This is a genomic window from Pedobacter sp. (assembly GCF_037719805.1).
In the GTDB taxonomy this organism is placed as follows: domain Bacteria; phylum Bacteroidota; class Bacteroidia; order Sphingobacteriales; family Sphingobacteriaceae; genus Pedobacter.
Window position 1 is genome coordinate 90,335 of sequence record NZ_JBBJLZ010000002.1, and the last position, 14,755, is coordinate 105,089.

13 protein-coding genes are annotated in these 14,755 nt (G+C 41.7%); 7 read left to right on the forward strand and 6 right to left on the reverse strand.

Annotation, left to right across the window (positions count from 1 at the left end):
• Window positions 1-27 precede the first annotated feature (27 nt).
• Complete coding sequence (locus tag WKF66_RS05510) at window positions 28-906, forward strand: bifunctional 5,10-methylenetetrahydrofolate dehydrogenase/5,10-methenyltetrahydrofolate cyclohydrolase (RefSeq protein WP_489673419.1); 879 nt, start codon at window positions 28-30, stop codon at window positions 904-906.
• 7 nt (window positions 907-913) lie between these two features.
• On the opposite strand, the gene WKF66_RS05515 is transcribed toward WKF66_RS05510, so the two are convergent.
• The gene (locus WKF66_RS05515; RefSeq protein WP_489673420.1) at window positions 914-1,243 is read right to left on the reverse strand and encodes a Rieske (2Fe-2S) protein; all 330 of its coding nucleotides are present in this window, start codon (window positions 1,241-1,243) and stop codon (window positions 914-916) included.
• Window positions 1,244-1,353: 110 nt separating this feature from the next.
• On the opposite strand from WKF66_RS05515, the gene WKF66_RS05520 reads away from it, so the two are divergent.
• Together WKF66_RS05520 and WKF66_RS05525 are read left to right on the forward strand one after the other, a co-directional pair.
• Window positions 1,354-1,977, forward strand: coding sequence for a 7-carboxy-7-deazaguanine synthase QueE (locus WKF66_RS05520; protein WP_489673421.1), 624 nt, complete (start codon window positions 1,354-1,356; stop codon window positions 1,975-1,977).
• Between the two features lie 49 nt (window positions 1,978-2,026).
• Window positions 2,027-3,925 carry an OmpA family protein gene (locus WKF66_RS05525; protein ID WP_489673422.1) on the forward strand — a complete coding sequence of 633 codons (1,899 nt, stop codon included), beginning with the start codon at window positions 2,027-2,029 and terminating at the stop codon, window positions 3,923-3,925.
• Here WKF66_RS05525 and kdsA read toward each other — a convergent pair.
• Window positions 3,918-4,733, reverse strand: coding sequence for a 3-deoxy-8-phosphooctulonate synthase (gene kdsA / locus WKF66_RS05530; protein ID WP_489673423.1), 816 nt, complete (start codon window positions 4,731-4,733; stop codon window positions 3,918-3,920). The genes WKF66_RS05525 and kdsA overlap by 8 nt on opposite strands.
• Before the next feature lie 9 nt (window positions 4,734-4,742).
• Entirely contained in the window at window positions 4,743-6,932 is a 2,190-nt protein-coding gene (gene recQ, locus WKF66_RS05535) for a DNA helicase RecQ (protein WP_489673424.1), read from the reverse strand.
• 89 nt (window positions 6,933-7,021) lie between these two features.
• Between recQ and WKF66_RS05540 the strand changes: the two genes are divergently transcribed.
• From WKF66_RS05540 to WKF66_RS05550, 3 genes are read left to right on the forward strand one after another with little or no spacing between them, the layout of a single operon-like run.
• Window positions 7,022-7,987: a KpsF/GutQ family sugar-phosphate isomerase gene (locus WKF66_RS05540; RefSeq protein ID WP_489673425.1), complete on the forward strand. Its 966-nt coding sequence runs from the start codon at window positions 7,022-7,024 to the stop codon at window positions 7,985-7,987.
• Window positions 7,988-7,995: 8 nt separating this feature from the next.
• Complete coding sequence (locus WKF66_RS05545; RefSeq protein ID WP_489673426.1) at window positions 7,996-9,087, forward strand: mannose-1-phosphate guanylyltransferase; 1,092 nt, start codon at window positions 7,996-7,998, stop codon at window positions 9,085-9,087.
• Window positions 9,088-9,107: 20 nt separating this feature from the next.
• Window positions 9,108-10,379 (forward strand): Hsp70 family protein, encoded by a 1,272-nt coding sequence (locus tag WKF66_RS05550; protein WP_489673427.1) that lies wholly within the window; start codon window positions 9,108-9,110, stop codon window positions 10,377-10,379.
• Here the strand turns inward: WKF66_RS05550 and rlmB are convergent.
• The gene (gene rlmB / locus WKF66_RS05555; protein WP_489673428.1) at window positions 10,376-11,152 is read right to left on the reverse strand and encodes a 23S rRNA (guanosine(2251)-2'-O)-methyltransferase RlmB; all 777 of its coding nucleotides are present in this window, start codon (window positions 11,150-11,152) and stop codon (window positions 10,376-10,378) included. The two genes, WKF66_RS05550 and rlmB, sit on opposite strands and share 4 nt — an antisense overlap.
• Window positions 11,153-11,583: 431 nt before the next feature.
• Here rlmB and dnaB point away from each other — a divergent pair, with 431 nt between their 5' ends.
• Complete coding sequence (gene dnaB / locus WKF66_RS05560; RefSeq protein WP_489673429.1) at window positions 11,584-13,158, forward strand: replicative DNA helicase; 1,575 nt, start codon at window positions 11,584-11,586, stop codon at window positions 13,156-13,158.
• 8 nt (window positions 13,159-13,166) lie between these two features.
• Here the strand turns inward: dnaB and chrA are convergent, their stop codons facing one another.
• Both chrA and WKF66_RS05570 read right to left on the reverse strand, forming a co-directional pair.
• Window positions 13,167-14,369, reverse strand: coding sequence for a chromate efflux transporter (gene chrA, locus WKF66_RS05565; RefSeq protein ID WP_489673430.1), 1,203 nt, complete (start codon window positions 14,367-14,369; stop codon window positions 13,167-13,169).
• A gap of 6 nt (window positions 14,370-14,375) precedes the next feature.
• A complete protein-coding gene (locus WKF66_RS05570) occupies window positions 14,376-14,711 on the reverse strand; it encodes a tetratricopeptide repeat protein (RefSeq protein ID WP_489673431.1) in 336 nt (111 codons plus the stop codon).
• Window positions 14,712-14,755 lie beyond the last annotated feature (44 nt).

Below are 14,755 nucleotides of genomic sequence, written 5' to 3' on the forward strand. Positions count from 1 at the left end.
AATAAAATAAAGCAACAAGCCTTGACCATGCAGTTACTTGACGGAAAGTTCGTATCAGAGAAAGTTAAATTGTCTATTGCGGATGAAGCCGCATCATTTCTTGCAGAAAGTGGAAGGAAGCCACATCTCGTAGCCATACTGGTTGGTAACGACGGTGGAAGCGAAACTTATGTTGCGAGCAAAATGAAGAACTGCGAGAAAGTAGGTTTTAAATCTTCACTGGTACGTTATGACACTTCGGTAACGGAGGAGGATCTGTTGTCTAAGATAAAAGAGATCAATGCAGATGAAGGTGTGGATGGATTAATTGTTCAGCTTCCTTTGCCTAAGCATATCGACCCCGAAAAGGTTACCGAAACGATTGACTATAGGAAAGACGTAGACGGTTTTCATCCGGTAAATCTGGGAAGAATGATGCGTAACCTGCCTTGCTTTATCCCTGCAACACCTTACGGAATCATGATGATGTTAGAAGCGTACAACATCGACACCGTAGGCAAACATTGCGTGGTGGTAGGACGTAGTAACATTGTAGGTAGTCCGATGAGCATCCTTATGGCTCGAAATGTTTCTCCAGGTAATTGCACGGTAACCCTGACACACAGCAGAACCACCAATCTTAAAGAAATAACCCTTCAAGCCGATATCATTGTCGCAGCAATCGGTAAGAAGAATTTCATAACGGCTGACATGGTAAAATCGGGCGCGGTTGTAATTGACGTAGGTATGAACAGAGAAACGTCTGAGGTTACGAAATCAGGTTACAAGCTCTTTGGTGACGTTGATTTTGAAAGTGTCTCTGAGAAAGCATCCTGGATCACCCCTGTTCCAGGCGGTGTAGGTCTAATGACTATTGTAGGATTATTAAAGAACACACTGGCCTCAGCTAAGGGAGAGATCTATTAACTAGTTATTAACTAAAAAGCTTCTTCCAAAAGCCGGTTTTTAAACCAATATAGGTGCCATCATCCCGGACGTCTACTGGATAGGTATTGATATAGTCGCCCTGACCCTGAGCACCTCTTCCGTTTTCGAGGCTGTATTCCCAACGGTGAATCGGACAAATGATATTTCCGTTCTTGCACCAGCCTCCGCTTAGAATACCACCTGCATGTGGGCATGAATTTTCAACTGCATAAAGCTTACCCTGCTCTTTAATAAGACACAAAGTTTTTCCCTCAAGCTTTATTTGCTTTACGAAGTCTTCTGAAGGGATAGCGTCGTTTACTTTGATCCAATTCAAGCTTTTAGAATTTAGAGGGCCAACATTTTCATGTTGTCGTCATTAAACACGTCAATATACGTACTTTGACTTCTGCTTATATTATTTTATTTACATTTGCGGCCTTATTTATGGCACATCAAATACCAGCAGACGGCACTTTACTTCCATTAATGGAAGAATTCTACACCATTCAGGGAGAAGGTTTCAATACTGGAAAAGCGGCCTATTTTATTCGTTTAGGAGGTTGTGATGTCGGTTGCCCATGGTGCGATGTCAAAGAAAGTTGGGATGCCGAACAGCACCCGCTCACATTTGCTGATGAGATTGCCGCGAAGGCAGATAGTTTTCCTGGTAAAGCAGTTGTCATCACCGGAGGAGAGCCTTTAATTTATAACCTTGATTACTTAACAAAAAAGCTGCACGATCGGGGCATCCTTACCTTTATTGAAACTTCTGGGGCTTATCCATTGTCGGGTCACTGGGACTGGATCTGTCTTTCCCCGAAGAAATTTAAAGCTCCTCGACCAGATGTTACCCCTTTTGCAAATGAGTTAAAGGTGATCGTTTTTAACAAAAGTGATTTTAAATGGGCGGAAGAATATTCGGCTACTGTTTCGCCAGGTTGCAAATTATACCTGCAGCCTGAATGGTCAAGATCAAAGGAGATGACACCCCTCATTATTGAATATGTGATGGCCAATCCTAAATGGGAAATTTCATTACAAACACACAAATATCTCAATATACCTTAGTTTCTGAGCTTTTAACATTAGCTTTAGTCATCAAGCTAATCCTGCCTCAATGAAAAAGTGGATTATCATTATCCTGTGTCTTTCTATAGCCCAAACGGTATGGGCTCAGAAATCTTCTGTAAAAAAGGCTCAGGATAGTTTCGAAAAAGCACAGGTTTCTCTTAAGAAAGATCAATTTGAAGCTGCTGTTGCTGCACTCGAAGAATCAGTGATCTTTGATCCTGCCTTCCAATATGCGTTTATCCAACTTGGAGATCTGAACCGAAGGTTAAAGGAACTGTCAAAAGCAAAATCAGCTTATCTAAAAGCAATATCCTTATCTGAAACGATTGAGCCAAGGGTCTACTTCGGATTAGCAGAAGCTGAGCTGGGAACAGGCGACTACCAGAATGCCCTGAAGCATATTCAAGCATTTATAAGGCAGTATAAAGGCAACGACCCAACATTTACTGGTAAAGCTAAGAAATACACAACAGACGCTGAGTTTGCAATTAAAGCCCTACAAAGTCCTGTAGAATACAAGCCTGTTAATATGGGACCGGAAATCAATACGGTGAACAGAGACTATTTCCCTTCCCTAACGGCAGACGGAAATACATTGATATTTAGCAGAAATATTAATGATAACGAAGATTTTTACATTGCGCAGCGCAAAGACGGCAAATGGAGTGATTCAAAAGCACTAAGTGCTAAAATCAATACGCCTGACTTCAATGAAGGTGCGCAATCGCTCTCACCTGATGGCTCTTATCTTTTTTTTACCAGCTGCGGGCGTCCGGATAGTTTTGGGCGCTGCGACATATATCTGTCTCATAAAGAAGGTAACACCTGGGGAATTCCGTTCAACCTGGGTGGTAAAGTAAATTCACTTTATTGGGATTCCCAGCCCGCTATAAGTCCAGACGGAAGCACCCTTTATTTTGTAAGTAACCGCCCTGGGGGTTACGGCAGCTACGACATCTGGAAGAGCACCTTACAAAGCGATGGCTATTGGAGTGCAGCAATTAATCTCGGACCTGACATTAACACACCATACGATGAACATACACCGTTCATGCATCCAGATGGCAGAACATTGTACTTTTCGTCAGACGGCTGGCCAGGAATGGGAAACAAGGATATCTTTCTAAGCAGAATCAATGAGCAGGGAAAATGGACAAGACCGGAGAATTTAGGCTATCCTATCAATACTTTTAAGGAAGAAACTGGTCTCATCGTCTCTCCAGATGGAACACAGGGACTTTTTTCTTCTAATCTGGAAGGTGGCTTTGGGGATATGGATATCTACCATTTTCAGATGCCCCTGGATAAAAAACCATTCGCAATCACCTATGTTAGAGGGACGGTAACTGATAAAGAAACAGGAGCCTTTCTAGACTCAGAAGTACAGATGGTAAACCTCAAAAGTGAAGACATCACTTACAATGACTATACCTCTCCTGAAAATGGGGCCTTTCTTGCAGTCACAGCGCTTGGCGGTAATTATGCGCTCAATGTAAGCGCCGATGGCTATCTATTCTACTCAGAGAATATCTCACCACTCAAAGGCTCATTTGACAAGCCCTTTTTAATACAAGTAAAGCTCACGAAAATTAAGATTGGTAATGATGTGGTACTTAAAAATGTCTTCTTTAATACGAATGAATTCACATTGCTTCCTGAATCACTTACCGAACTGTATAACCTGTCTCAGCTTTTGCTGAACAACCCGAGCCTCAGGATAGAAATACAAGGCCATACGGACAGTATTGGTAATGACGACCAAAACGAAAAGCTTTCCTTAAATAGAGCCAAATCAGTCTACACTTATTTACTGACGCAGAAAATTCATGCCGAAAGACTTACCTACAAGGGATATGGCAAACGACAACCGATTAAGGCTAATGATACGGAACAAAACAGACAGCAGAATCGAAGAACTTCGTTTGTCGTAACTGGATTTAAATAACCGCCTGTCTAATCCTTACTAATTTGACAAGCAACTCTTCCAGACGGTCGAGATGAAGCATATTAGCACCATCGGACTTCGCATTGGCAGGATCAGGGTGTGTTTCAATAAAGAGTCCATCTGCACCAACAGCAATTGCAGCTTTAGCAATGGTCCCGATCAATTCAGGTTTACCACCAGTGACGCCAGTACTTTGATTTGGTTGCTGTAAAGAGTGAGTGCAATCCATTACAACAGGCACATTAAAACTTTGCATTTCAGGTAGACCCCGATAATCAACGATTAAGTCCTGATAGCCAAAGGTATTTCCCCTATCCGTTAAAATCACCTTGTTATTACCAGCTTCCATAATCTTCTCCACTGCAAACTTCATTGATCCTGCAGACAGGAACTGCCCTTTTTTGACATTAACAACCTTGCCTGTTTTTGCAGCTGCGATTAATAAATCAGTCTGACGACATAAGAATGCGGGAATCTGAAGGATATCCACATAGTCTGCAGCCATTGCCGCTTCCTCATGTGCATGAATATCAGTCACAGTAGGCACCCCAAAAGTTCTACCAACCTTTTCCAGGATCCTAAGCGCTATTTCGTCACCTATTCCGGAGAAAGAGCTTCCTTTTGAACGATTTGCTTTGCGATAAGATCCTTTGAAAATATAAGGAATCTGAAGCTTGTCTGTGATGGTAACGATCTTTTCAGCGATGCGCAGCGCCATTTCTTCCCCTTCAATGGCACAAGGCCCGGCCATTAAAAAGAAGTTACCAGAATCCTGGTTCTTAAGTTTATCTAATTTAAAGTTGATCATGATAATGGTTTAGTTGCCTAGTTCAGACATGAACTTGATACGCATTAACTGAATTTCTTCTCTAGAGTAGTCTGATTCTCCTAGTTCTTTCAATGCTTCGTCAATGGAGTCGTTCTCTGCAGACTGAAAATAGTCGAATACCTCATCTTGCCTGTCTTCGTCAATTAGCTCATCGACAAAATAGGTCAGATTAAGTTTGGTTCCGGAATTAACAATTGCTTCTACTTCTTTCAAAATGTCATCGTATGTTATCCCCTTTGACTTTGCTATATCTTCAAGACCAATTTTTCTATCTATGTTTTGGATGATAGAAACCTTAAGCTGCGATTTATTAGCCTGAGTTTTTATGATCAGATCAATCGGGCGCTCAATGTCATTATCCTCTACGTATTTTTTTATGAGGTCAAGAAATGGATTCCCAAACTTCATCGCCTTACCATTACCTACTCCCGAAATCTGTTTCAGTTCTTCGATGGTAATTGGATAGTGGGTACACATCTCTTCTAACGATGGGTCTTGAAACACAACAAAAGGAGGAACGTTTCTTTGCTTTGCAATCTTCTTCGTAAGATCCTTTAGCAATTGAAGCAATTGAGTATCCAGCGTGCCCGATCCGTGCTTAACATCATCCTCATCATCATCCGCCGCACTTTCAATTGGTTCATTCAAAATGAACTTCAAGCTGTATGGATTGTGGATATAATTTAACCCTATAGTCGTCAGGCTTAACAGACCATAATTATCAATGTCTTTCGACAAGAAATTATTTAATACTGCTTGCCTGATTAATGATTTCCAATGATTTTCTCCTTCAACAACACCAATTCCGAACTCAGGCAGCTTACTGTGTTCATAAGCAATGGTCTGAGCTGTCTCAGAACCCATGATCAGGTTGAGGATGTGTGCATCGTCAAACTTCTCCCCTATCTTCTTGATCAGTTTCAACAGGATTCCTAAAGAATCTTCTGCATCAAACTGCTGCTTAGGCTTTTTACAATTGTCGCACATGCAGTTGCAACCTGTTTCATTGAAGTTCTCGCCAAAATAGTGTAGTATTTGCTTTCTTCTGCAAACCCCAGACTCTGCATAGTCTATAACTTCTTTTAATATTTGTGTACCAATCTCCCGTTCAGATACTGGCTTGTCTTTCATAAATTTAGCCAGCTTATCAACGTCCTTCTGGGCATAAAATGCAATACAAATTCCTTCACCGCCATCACGTCCAGCTCTTCCGGTTTCCTGATAATACCCTTCCATACTTTTTGGTATGTCGTGATGGATCACAAAACGAACATCAGGCTTATCGATGCCCATCCCGAAAGCAATCGTGGCCACAATGACTTCCACGTCCTCCATAAGGAACTTATCCTGAGTGTCTGCCCTAACCTTAGGCTCAAGGCCTGCATGATAAGGGAGTGCTTTGATGCCGTTCAAGTTTAAGGTTTCCGCAACTTCTTCTACCTTTTTACGACTTAAGCAATAAATGATTCCGGACTTACCGGTATTTTGTTTGATGTACCTTATAATCTCTTTGAGCACATCTCTCTTCGGCCGGATCTCATAGAAAAGGTTCGGACGATTGAAAGAGGATTTAAAAAGAGCGGCGTCAGACATCTGTAGATTTTTGATGATGTCTTGCTGTACCTTAGGTGTTGCTGTAGCGGTAAGCGCAATAATAGGTATCTCTTCTCCAAGTCCTTGAATGACTTGTCTGATCTTCCTGTATTCTGGTCGGAAATCATGTCCCCACTCCGAAATACAGTGAGCCTCATCAACCGCAACAAAAGATATAGTAATAAGCTTTAGAAATTCAATATTTTCAGCTTTTGACAGCGATTCTGGCGCAACATAAAGCAGCTTCGTCTGGCCAGATAACAAGTCGCTTTTCACCTGTGTGATTTCTGCTTTGTTAAGAGAAGAATTTAGAAAATGAGCGATACTATCACTTCCTCCGAACGCTCTTAACTGATCAACCTGGTTTTTCATTAGTGCAATAAGCGGCGAAATAACGATGGCCGTTCCACCTTGCATCAATGCGGGTAATTGGTAGCAAATAGATTTCCCTCCTCCGGTTGGCATGATAACAAAAGTGTTCTTTTTCTCCAGAACATTGGTGATGATCGACTCCTGATCACCTTTAAAATTATCAAAACCAAAAAAGGTTTGTAAGTTGTCAAACAACGACTTTTTCACATCCATTCTGTGTATAAAATATTCAGTGCCATTTTTACTTCAAAATAACATAATTTTGCACTCATACAAAGCATCAATATACTAATAAATTCTGTTTGAAAAGTAAAAAATCCATAATACAGGACGCTATCAGCACTTTAAACTTAGAAGCCCAGGCAATTTTAGGCCTGATAAAAAATATAGATGACGACTTTGTTAAGATTGTAGAGTTAATCGTGAAGATTGAAGGTCGCGTAATAGTGACTGGAATAGGCAAAAGTGCAATCATCGCGCAGAAAATAGTGGCCACTTTCAACTCCACAGGTACTCCTTCTATTTTTATGCATGCCGCAGATGCCGTTCATGGTGACCTAGGAATGATCAGAGACAACGATGTGGTGATTTGTCTGTCTAAAAGCGGTAACACCCCTGAGATCAAAGTTCTTACCCCCCTGCTTAAACAAACTGGGAATATTGTGATTGGCATGGTTGGGCAACTGAATTCGGAGCTTGCTTTGCAGGCAGATTTCGTTCTGAATACCTATGTTGAGAAGGAAGCTTGCCCTCATAATCTGGCCCCAACTACAAGCACTACGGCCCAATTGGCAATGGGTGACGCGTTAGCGATTTGTCTCTTAAATGCCAGGAATTTTAATGAAAAGGATTTCGGAAAGTTCCATCCGGGTGGAGCACTTGGCAAGAGGTTATATCTTAAAACCGGGGACCTGGCTGTTCGGAATTCAAAGCCAGCCATTCACCCAACTGCGTCGGTTAAAGATGTTATTGTTGAAATCAGTCAAAACCGTTTGGGTGCTGTTGTTGTTGTAGATGGCAATGACATTTTGGGGATTATTACTGATGGCGATATTAGACGAATGCTTGAGCAACATTCCAACTTAACAAACATAACAGCCAGGGATCTCATGACACCAAACCCGAAACATCTTGATAAAGAAGTACTCGCTGTACAAGCACTCGAGTTAATTAAGGAGAATAACATTACACAACTGTTGATTACCGATTCCAATAACTACTTTGGTATGATACATTTACATGATCTTCTTCAGGAAGGGATTATCTAGAGATCACTATGAATAAAAATAATTACGCCCTTATAATGGCTGGCGGTGTCGGCAGCAGGTTCTGGCCTGTAAGTACAACTGAATTCCCTAAACAGTTCATTGATTTCTTTGGAGTCGGCAAGACGCTTATTCAGAGCACCTATGAACGTTTCCTAAAAATATGCCCCGCCGAAAACATCTTTATCGTTACCAACGAGATCTATAAAGACATAATTAAGGAACAACTTCCGGATATCAGCGACAATCAAATCCTCGCAGAGCCGATTATGCGCAATACCGCCCCCTGTATTTCTTATGGCTCCATGAAGATAGCCATGCTTAATCCAGAGGCCACTATTGTAGTAGCGCCTTCTGACCATACTATCACCAATCCGGATGCCTTCGTTGCAGCGATTACACAGTCTCTGAAAGCAGCGGCCGAAAATGATTGCCTGATCACCCTTGGCATTAAACCAAGTCGGCCAGACACTGGTTACGGCTATATTCAATATACCGAACAAACCTTGCCGACTGACGACCAGATCTTTAAGGTGAAGATATTTACTGAGAAACCCAACCTGGACCTGGCCAAGTCATTTATACAAAGCGGTGATTTTCTTTGGAATGCAGGGATCTTTATTTGGTCTGCCAATTCAATAAACAAGGCATTTCAAAGGCATTTACCTGACATGCATGAGATCTTTTACCAGGGAAATTCGCTTTATAATACCGATAGCGAACCTCACTTTATTAGTGATGCTTACCAGCAGTGCACCAATATCTCTATAGATTTCGGAATCATGGAGAAGGCCGAAAACGTATTTGTGCTGCCTGCGGACTTTGGATGGTCTGATCTTGGAACATGGGCATCCATCTATGATATCGCTGAACACGACTATGTTGGAAACGCGGTGATTCCATCAAAAAAGGTGATGATGTATAATTCTTCGAATTGCATGGTAAACGTTCCAGAAAATAAATTGGTTATCCTTCAGGATTTGCACGATTATATTGTAGTAGAATCCAATAATACGCTGTTAATTTGCCCCAGATCTGCCGAGCAAAGCGTCAAGCAAATAGTTGCTGATGTAAAATCCAGATTTGGTACAAAATATATTTAATAGCCCGGGCCCAATAACACATGAATAACTTCCTTTACGGAATTGATTTTGGAACAACCAACTCTGCACTTTCCATATACAACGAAGATTCGAAAGAGATCGTAGAAACCATTATCATTCCTTCGCTCTTGTACTTCTTTGCTGATCAGAGTAGTTCAGCACCATTGAACTATGTCGTGGGCAAAGAAGCCATTGACGCTTATGTTAGTGATGGCATGAGCGGTCGTTTCATGAAGTCCATTAAACGCATTCTGCCTAGAAGCAGTTTCATCGAAACGAAAGTTCACAATACTAAGTTAAATGCCTCCGATCTTGTTACACTCATTTTGAAAGAACTGAAAAGGAGAGCAGATTCTATAACGGGAGTAGATTGTCGGAAAGCAGTAATTGGCAGGCCGGTGTTTTTTGACGATGATGATACCACGAAGGATTCGTTGGCACAGAACCGGCTAAACAAAGCCGCAACCAATGCCGATTTCTCAGAGGTTAGATTTCAATTTGAACCAATTGGCGCCGCCTTTGCGTATGAGCGAACCTTAAAACAGAAAGAGAAAGTGCTGGTAGCCGACTTAGGTGGAGGAACTACAGATTTTACTTTTCTATCTTTAGACCCGACAAGGGCTGGTGAGAAGGAAAGGCAAAAAGACATTATTGCAAATGGGGGTATCTATATAGGTGGAGACAGTTTTGACTCCTCCTTTATGTGGGACAAAGGCACTCCCTATTTTGGGAAACACACCCTATATGAGGCTGCTCCCGGTAAAATGCTTAACGTACCTGTTTCCTTATTCGCCAATATCTGTTCCTGGGAACAAATGAATTTCTTCAATGGCCAGAAGATTAAAAACGATATCCAAAATTATTACCACTATTCAAAGCAGGACAAGAAGTTCAAAAACCTGATCACGCTTACAGAAAACAATCTTGGCTATTCCCTATTTCAGTCCATAGAGCAGAGTAAGCTGGAATTGTCCGGGAGTCACCATACGCAGTTTAGCTATTCTAAAATGGGAATTGATATAAATGAGGGTGTTTCTAGAGTAGAATACGATCAGATAATTTCAAGAGACCTTAACAAGATCAGCACTTATTTAGAGGATTTTCTTTCTAAGAACAGCATTCAAACTTCTGATATTGACAGCTTGTTCCTAACCGGTGGCACCTCGATGGTTTCGGCGGTAAGGAATTTATTCAACAGCAGATTTCCAGACAAGCCTATTCACTCCGGCGATAACTTTATCAGCGTAGCGAAAGGGCTTGCTTATAGCGGATACTTGTTTGAAGAGGATTAGCTAAGTTGAGTCGTTCTTTGTCGTATTGCCTCGTATAATATAACGCCTGCCGATACAGAAACATTTAAAGAGTTGATCTCTCCCATCATTGGAATCTTCGCGAGGTGATTTGCCATCCTTAAGATCTCGTTAGAGATTCCTTCGTCCTCTGCGCCCATTACAATCGCTGTTGGAGCGGTATAATCAGGTGCATAGATTAGGTCAGTTGTTTTTTCCGTACAACCAACAATTTGAAGACCGCATTCCTGCAGATACAACGCAGTCTTATGCAGGTTTGGATGTCTGCAAACTGGAATGGTAAACAAAGCACCGGCAGACGTCTTAATAGCATCTGCATTGATTTGTGCTGAGTTTTTTGTTGGCACAATGATAGCATGGACTCCAGCACAAGCAGCAGTTCTTGCGATAGCACCCATGTTTCTTACATCTGTTATTCCATCGAGTATCAGAACCAGAGGAGTTTCTCCTTTTTCATAAATCAAAGGAATGATATCTTCTATCTTTTGAAAAGTGATAGCTGAGATCACTGCTATGACACCCTGATGGTTCTTAAGGGTCATTCTGTTTAATTTCTCGACAGGAACATTATGTACCGGAGCATCTACTTCCTTTAACAATGCTTTTAATTCCAGAATGACATCACCTCCTAAGCCCCGTTGGATGTAGATACTTTCAATATCCTTTCCGGCTTTTATTGCTTCAATAACGGCACGGATACCAAATATAAATTCATTATTCTCTTTAGGTCTTTGCGGTCTTCTGGAATTTTCCATTTTTTAATATTGAAGGGCAAAAATAGTCCAAATTATTGGGGATTCCGTAATGCTTGTTTTTACACCCATTTAGACCGGGGTAAGATGTTTGGAGAAATCAGCCGCTATGTAGCTCGGTTTGCACAACTAGGGAACTCCAAGGTATATCATTGCACACTCCTTGGGCAAGAGGGGTCGTTTACCCAACGAATACGCACTGAAATACCTGTGAGTCGGCAAGTAGTGCAAGGGGAAGTAGCACCTAAATCTTCAATTCATGATTCTGAACTATTATCTGGCAATAATAGCAGGATTGTAATCCCTTATCAACATTTCGCTGTTAATAAATTTTATAAAAGGTTTCGCACCTTGTTAAAACAATCAAACTATTGACTGGCGAATGTGTATAAACAGAATTAGGCAGGACTTAATTTTTGCCTATTTTTGTACCTATGAGTATCGATAACGGATCACAGGGGCAAGACAAAACTAATTTCACAGCAAGGAAGAGCAGATTAGCAACTTCCATGAATACGCTGGGTAAAATACCGCCTCAGGCTATCGATCTCGAAGAGGCTGTGCTGGGTGCGCTGATGCTTGAAAAAGATGCACTTTCTACCGTTATTGACATCTTAAAGCCTGATGTCTTTTATCATGAAGCGCATAAAAAGATATTTGAGGCGATACAAGGTCTTTTTCAAAAGTCAAAACCTGTCGACATACTTACCGTAACTGCAGAACTTAGAACTCTTGGTCTGCTTGAGATGGTTGGTGGTGCCTATTATATCACAAACCTCACCAATCGTGTGGCATCCGCGGCGAACATTGAATATCATGCACGGATTATATCGCAAAAATATATTCAAAGAGAACTCATCAGAATCTCTTCTGAGATCATCCAAAGTGCTTACGAAGACACTACAGACATCTTTGACCTTTTAGACCATGCGGAGAAAAATCTGTTTGATATCGCTCAAAATAACTTAAGAAGAGATACGCAGAAAATGGATGAGATTATTAAACAATCTCTAGCTACACTTGAAGAATTGAGAGGAAAAAGTGACGGCTTAACTGGGGTACCTTCCGGCTTTACTGATCTGGACAGGATAACTGGTGGATGGCAACCTTCAGATCTGGTGATCATCGCGGCAAGACCGGCAATGGGTAAGACGGCGTTCGTACTTACCTGCGCCCGTAACGCTGCTGTAGATTTTAAAAGACCTGTTGTAGTATTCTCGCTAGAGATGTCTTCTGTACAGCTAGTAAATCGTTTGATCTCTGGGGAAACGGAAATAGAACAAGAGAAGATCAGAAAGGGAAACCTTGCCGAATGGGAATGGCAACAGCTGCACAGTAAAATAGGTACGTTAACTGAGGCTCCACTATTGATCGACGATACTCCAGCACTTAACATTTTTGAATTCCGCGCTAAATGCCGTAGACTTAAATCACAATACGATCTTCAGCTGATCATCGTCGACTACTTGCAACTAATGCATGGTAAAGGTGAAGGTCAAAGTGGTGGCGGTAACAGGGAACAAGAAATTGGTAGTATATCAAGAGCCTTGAAGTCTGTTGCCAAAGAACTAAACGTTCCGGTATTGGCGCTTTCCCAGTTGAGTCGTGCTGTCGAAAGCAGACCCGGAGCAAATGGTAAGAGACCAATGCTATCAGATCTACGTGAATCCGGCTCCATTGAGCAGGATGCAGATATGGTTTTGTTTTTATACAGACCTGAATATTACGGGATCACTGAAGATGAACAAGGTAGATCGCAAGCCGGAATTGGAGAGGTCATCATTGCAAAGCACCGTAATGGTGAAACAGGTATTGTTCCTTTACGCTTCATTGGAAAGTATGTAAAGTTTACCGATCTGGAAGACAACTTTGCAGCTCCAACCTCCTTCTCTATGGACAGTGCAGGCGCAGGAATGAGTCCTTCTCAGAACTTCGACAGACCATCAGGAAACGTTATTATCAAGCCTTCAAGGATGGATGATATGCATGATGAAGATGCTCCGTTTTAGTCGGAGATTTATATAAAGTAGCCAAGTAAAATACCTGCTATAACGAGGATACTAGGGCTGATTTTGGTGAAGTTTAGAATCAAAAAGGTAAGCAGTAGTATGCCAATCGCCGTAATATCCAGTCGGATAGGAATGACAAGTAAGATAAACGCTGCTATTATAAAGCCGACGCTGACAGCGTTGATGCCTGACAACGAATATTTGATTCGGGCTATTTTCTTCAAATCATCCCAAAAGGGAACAATAAACAGCACAAGGATCAAACCTGGTAGGTTTATTCCTATTACTGCCACAAAGCCCCCTAGAACTTGCCCTCCTAATCCGTAGCCGAAGTTCCTCATGCTCAGGGCGCCTATGTAGCTGGTGAAGGAGAATGTTGGTCCGGGCAATACCTGTTGCAGTGCAAATCCAGAAAGGAAGCCTGAGGCATGCAAATACTGTTTCATCTGTACAAACTCTGTAAACATTAGAGGCACCAGTACCTGCCCTCCTCCGAAGATAAAAATGCCGTTGCGGTAAAAGTTCTCAAAAAGCCTTATAGGTAAGCTAAAGGGGGAAGTTCTGTTAATGATGGCTCCTAATAATGCCAGAAGCAAGAGGAGTCCAAGGAAATAGATCAGTTTTTTTCTGTTGATGTTTGAGAACAATTTAACTCTGATGTCACTCTCCTCTTTTGGAGTTTCTAAGGCGGAGGAAACCATTCCACCTATCAGGATAGCCATTGGAAACACATAAGCATTTCTTAAAACTAAGGTACAGATAGCGGCAGATACTGCTAAAAAGATGCTCACCTGGGTGGCCAACACACGGCGCGCAAGGATGTATCCCCCATAGGCAACGATGCCAAGGGCAATAGGCTGAATATATTCCAATATCTCAGAAAATTTTTGCTTTTGGTCGAACCGCGCATAGCTGATCGCGGCAAAGGTCATCACAGCAGCTGAGGGCAAGATCCATATTAAAAAGGTAATCAGTGATAGTTTTAAGCCACCAACCTTGTAGGCAATACCAACAAGGGTTTGTGTAGATGCCGGCCCGGGTAGTACCTGTGCCAGTGCATTGATCTCCAACAATTGTTCTTCTGAGATGTAACGGTTATTCTTAACAAAATACCTCAAAAGTAGAGATAGATGGGCCTGAGCACCACCAAAAGCCGTAAGAGTAAAGAAGACAACGTCTCTTAAAAATAATAAGTGCTTCCTGTTAAGCATAGTATACTATTCGTCTTCGTAATCCAGTCCGGATGCAGAGTTGAAGGCGCCTTGTAACTCTGAAAATGCATGCATATCCCTTTTGGTTCTTGCTGCGGTCATCCCATTTTGATATACTTTAATCGCTGCATCCAGATCGCCGGTTTTCTCGTACAGTTTACCAAGATGATAGTAAGTTCCAACGTATTCCGGATGTTCTGCAACCAGCTTTAAATAATAGGCAAAAGCCTTCTCTGCATTGGCTAATGAATTGTATTCAGTAGCAAGTGCATATAATATAAATGGATCATTGGGGTCACTTTCTAAAAATTCTAATAACTTGGCCAATCGGGTACTTTGCATTTTTTATCCCTGCTTTTTTAAGTAGATTTGCACAAAGGCATCGG

Bases quoted from the DNA above. Each gene is read 5' to 3' on its own strand.
- WKF66_RS05510 (WP_489673419.1), top strand. From the start codon at position 28: ATGCAGTTACTTGACGGAAAGTTCGTATCAGAGAAAGTTAAATTGTCT.
- WKF66_RS05520 (WP_489673421.1), top strand. From the start codon at position 1,354: ATGGCACATCAAATACCAGCAGACGGCACTTTACTTCCATTAATGGAA.
- WKF66_RS05525 (WP_489673422.1), top strand. From the start codon at position 2,027: ATGAAAAAGTGGATTATCATTATCCTGTGTCTTTCTATAGCCCAAACG.
- kdsA (WP_489673423.1), bottom strand. From the start codon at position 4,733: ATGATCAACTTTAAATTAGATAAACTTAAGAACCAGGATTCTGGTAAC.
- recQ (WP_489673424.1), bottom strand. From the start codon at position 6,932: ATGGATGTGAAAAAGTCGTTGTTTGACAACTTACAAACCTTTTTTGGT.
- WKF66_RS05545 (WP_489673426.1), top strand. From the start codon at position 7,996: ATGAATAAAAATAATTACGCCCTTATAATGGCTGGCGGTGTCGGCAGC.
- WKF66_RS05550 (WP_489673427.1), top strand. From the start codon at position 9,108: ATGAATAACTTCCTTTACGGAATTGATTTTGGAACAACCAACTCTGCA.
- rlmB (WP_489673428.1), bottom strand. From the start codon at position 11,152: ATGGAAAATTCCAGAAGACCGCAAAGACCTAAAGAGAATAATGAATTT.
- dnaB (WP_489673429.1), top strand. From the start codon at position 11,584: ATGAGTATCGATAACGGATCACAGGGGCAAGACAAAACTAATTTCACA.
- chrA (WP_489673430.1), bottom strand. From the start codon at position 14,369: ATGCTTAACAGGAAGCACTTATTATTTTTAAGAGACGTTGTCTTCTTT.
- WKF66_RS05570 (WP_489673431.1), bottom strand. From the start codon at position 14,711: ATGCAAAGTACCCGATTGGCCAAGTTATTAGAATTTTTAGAAAGTGAC.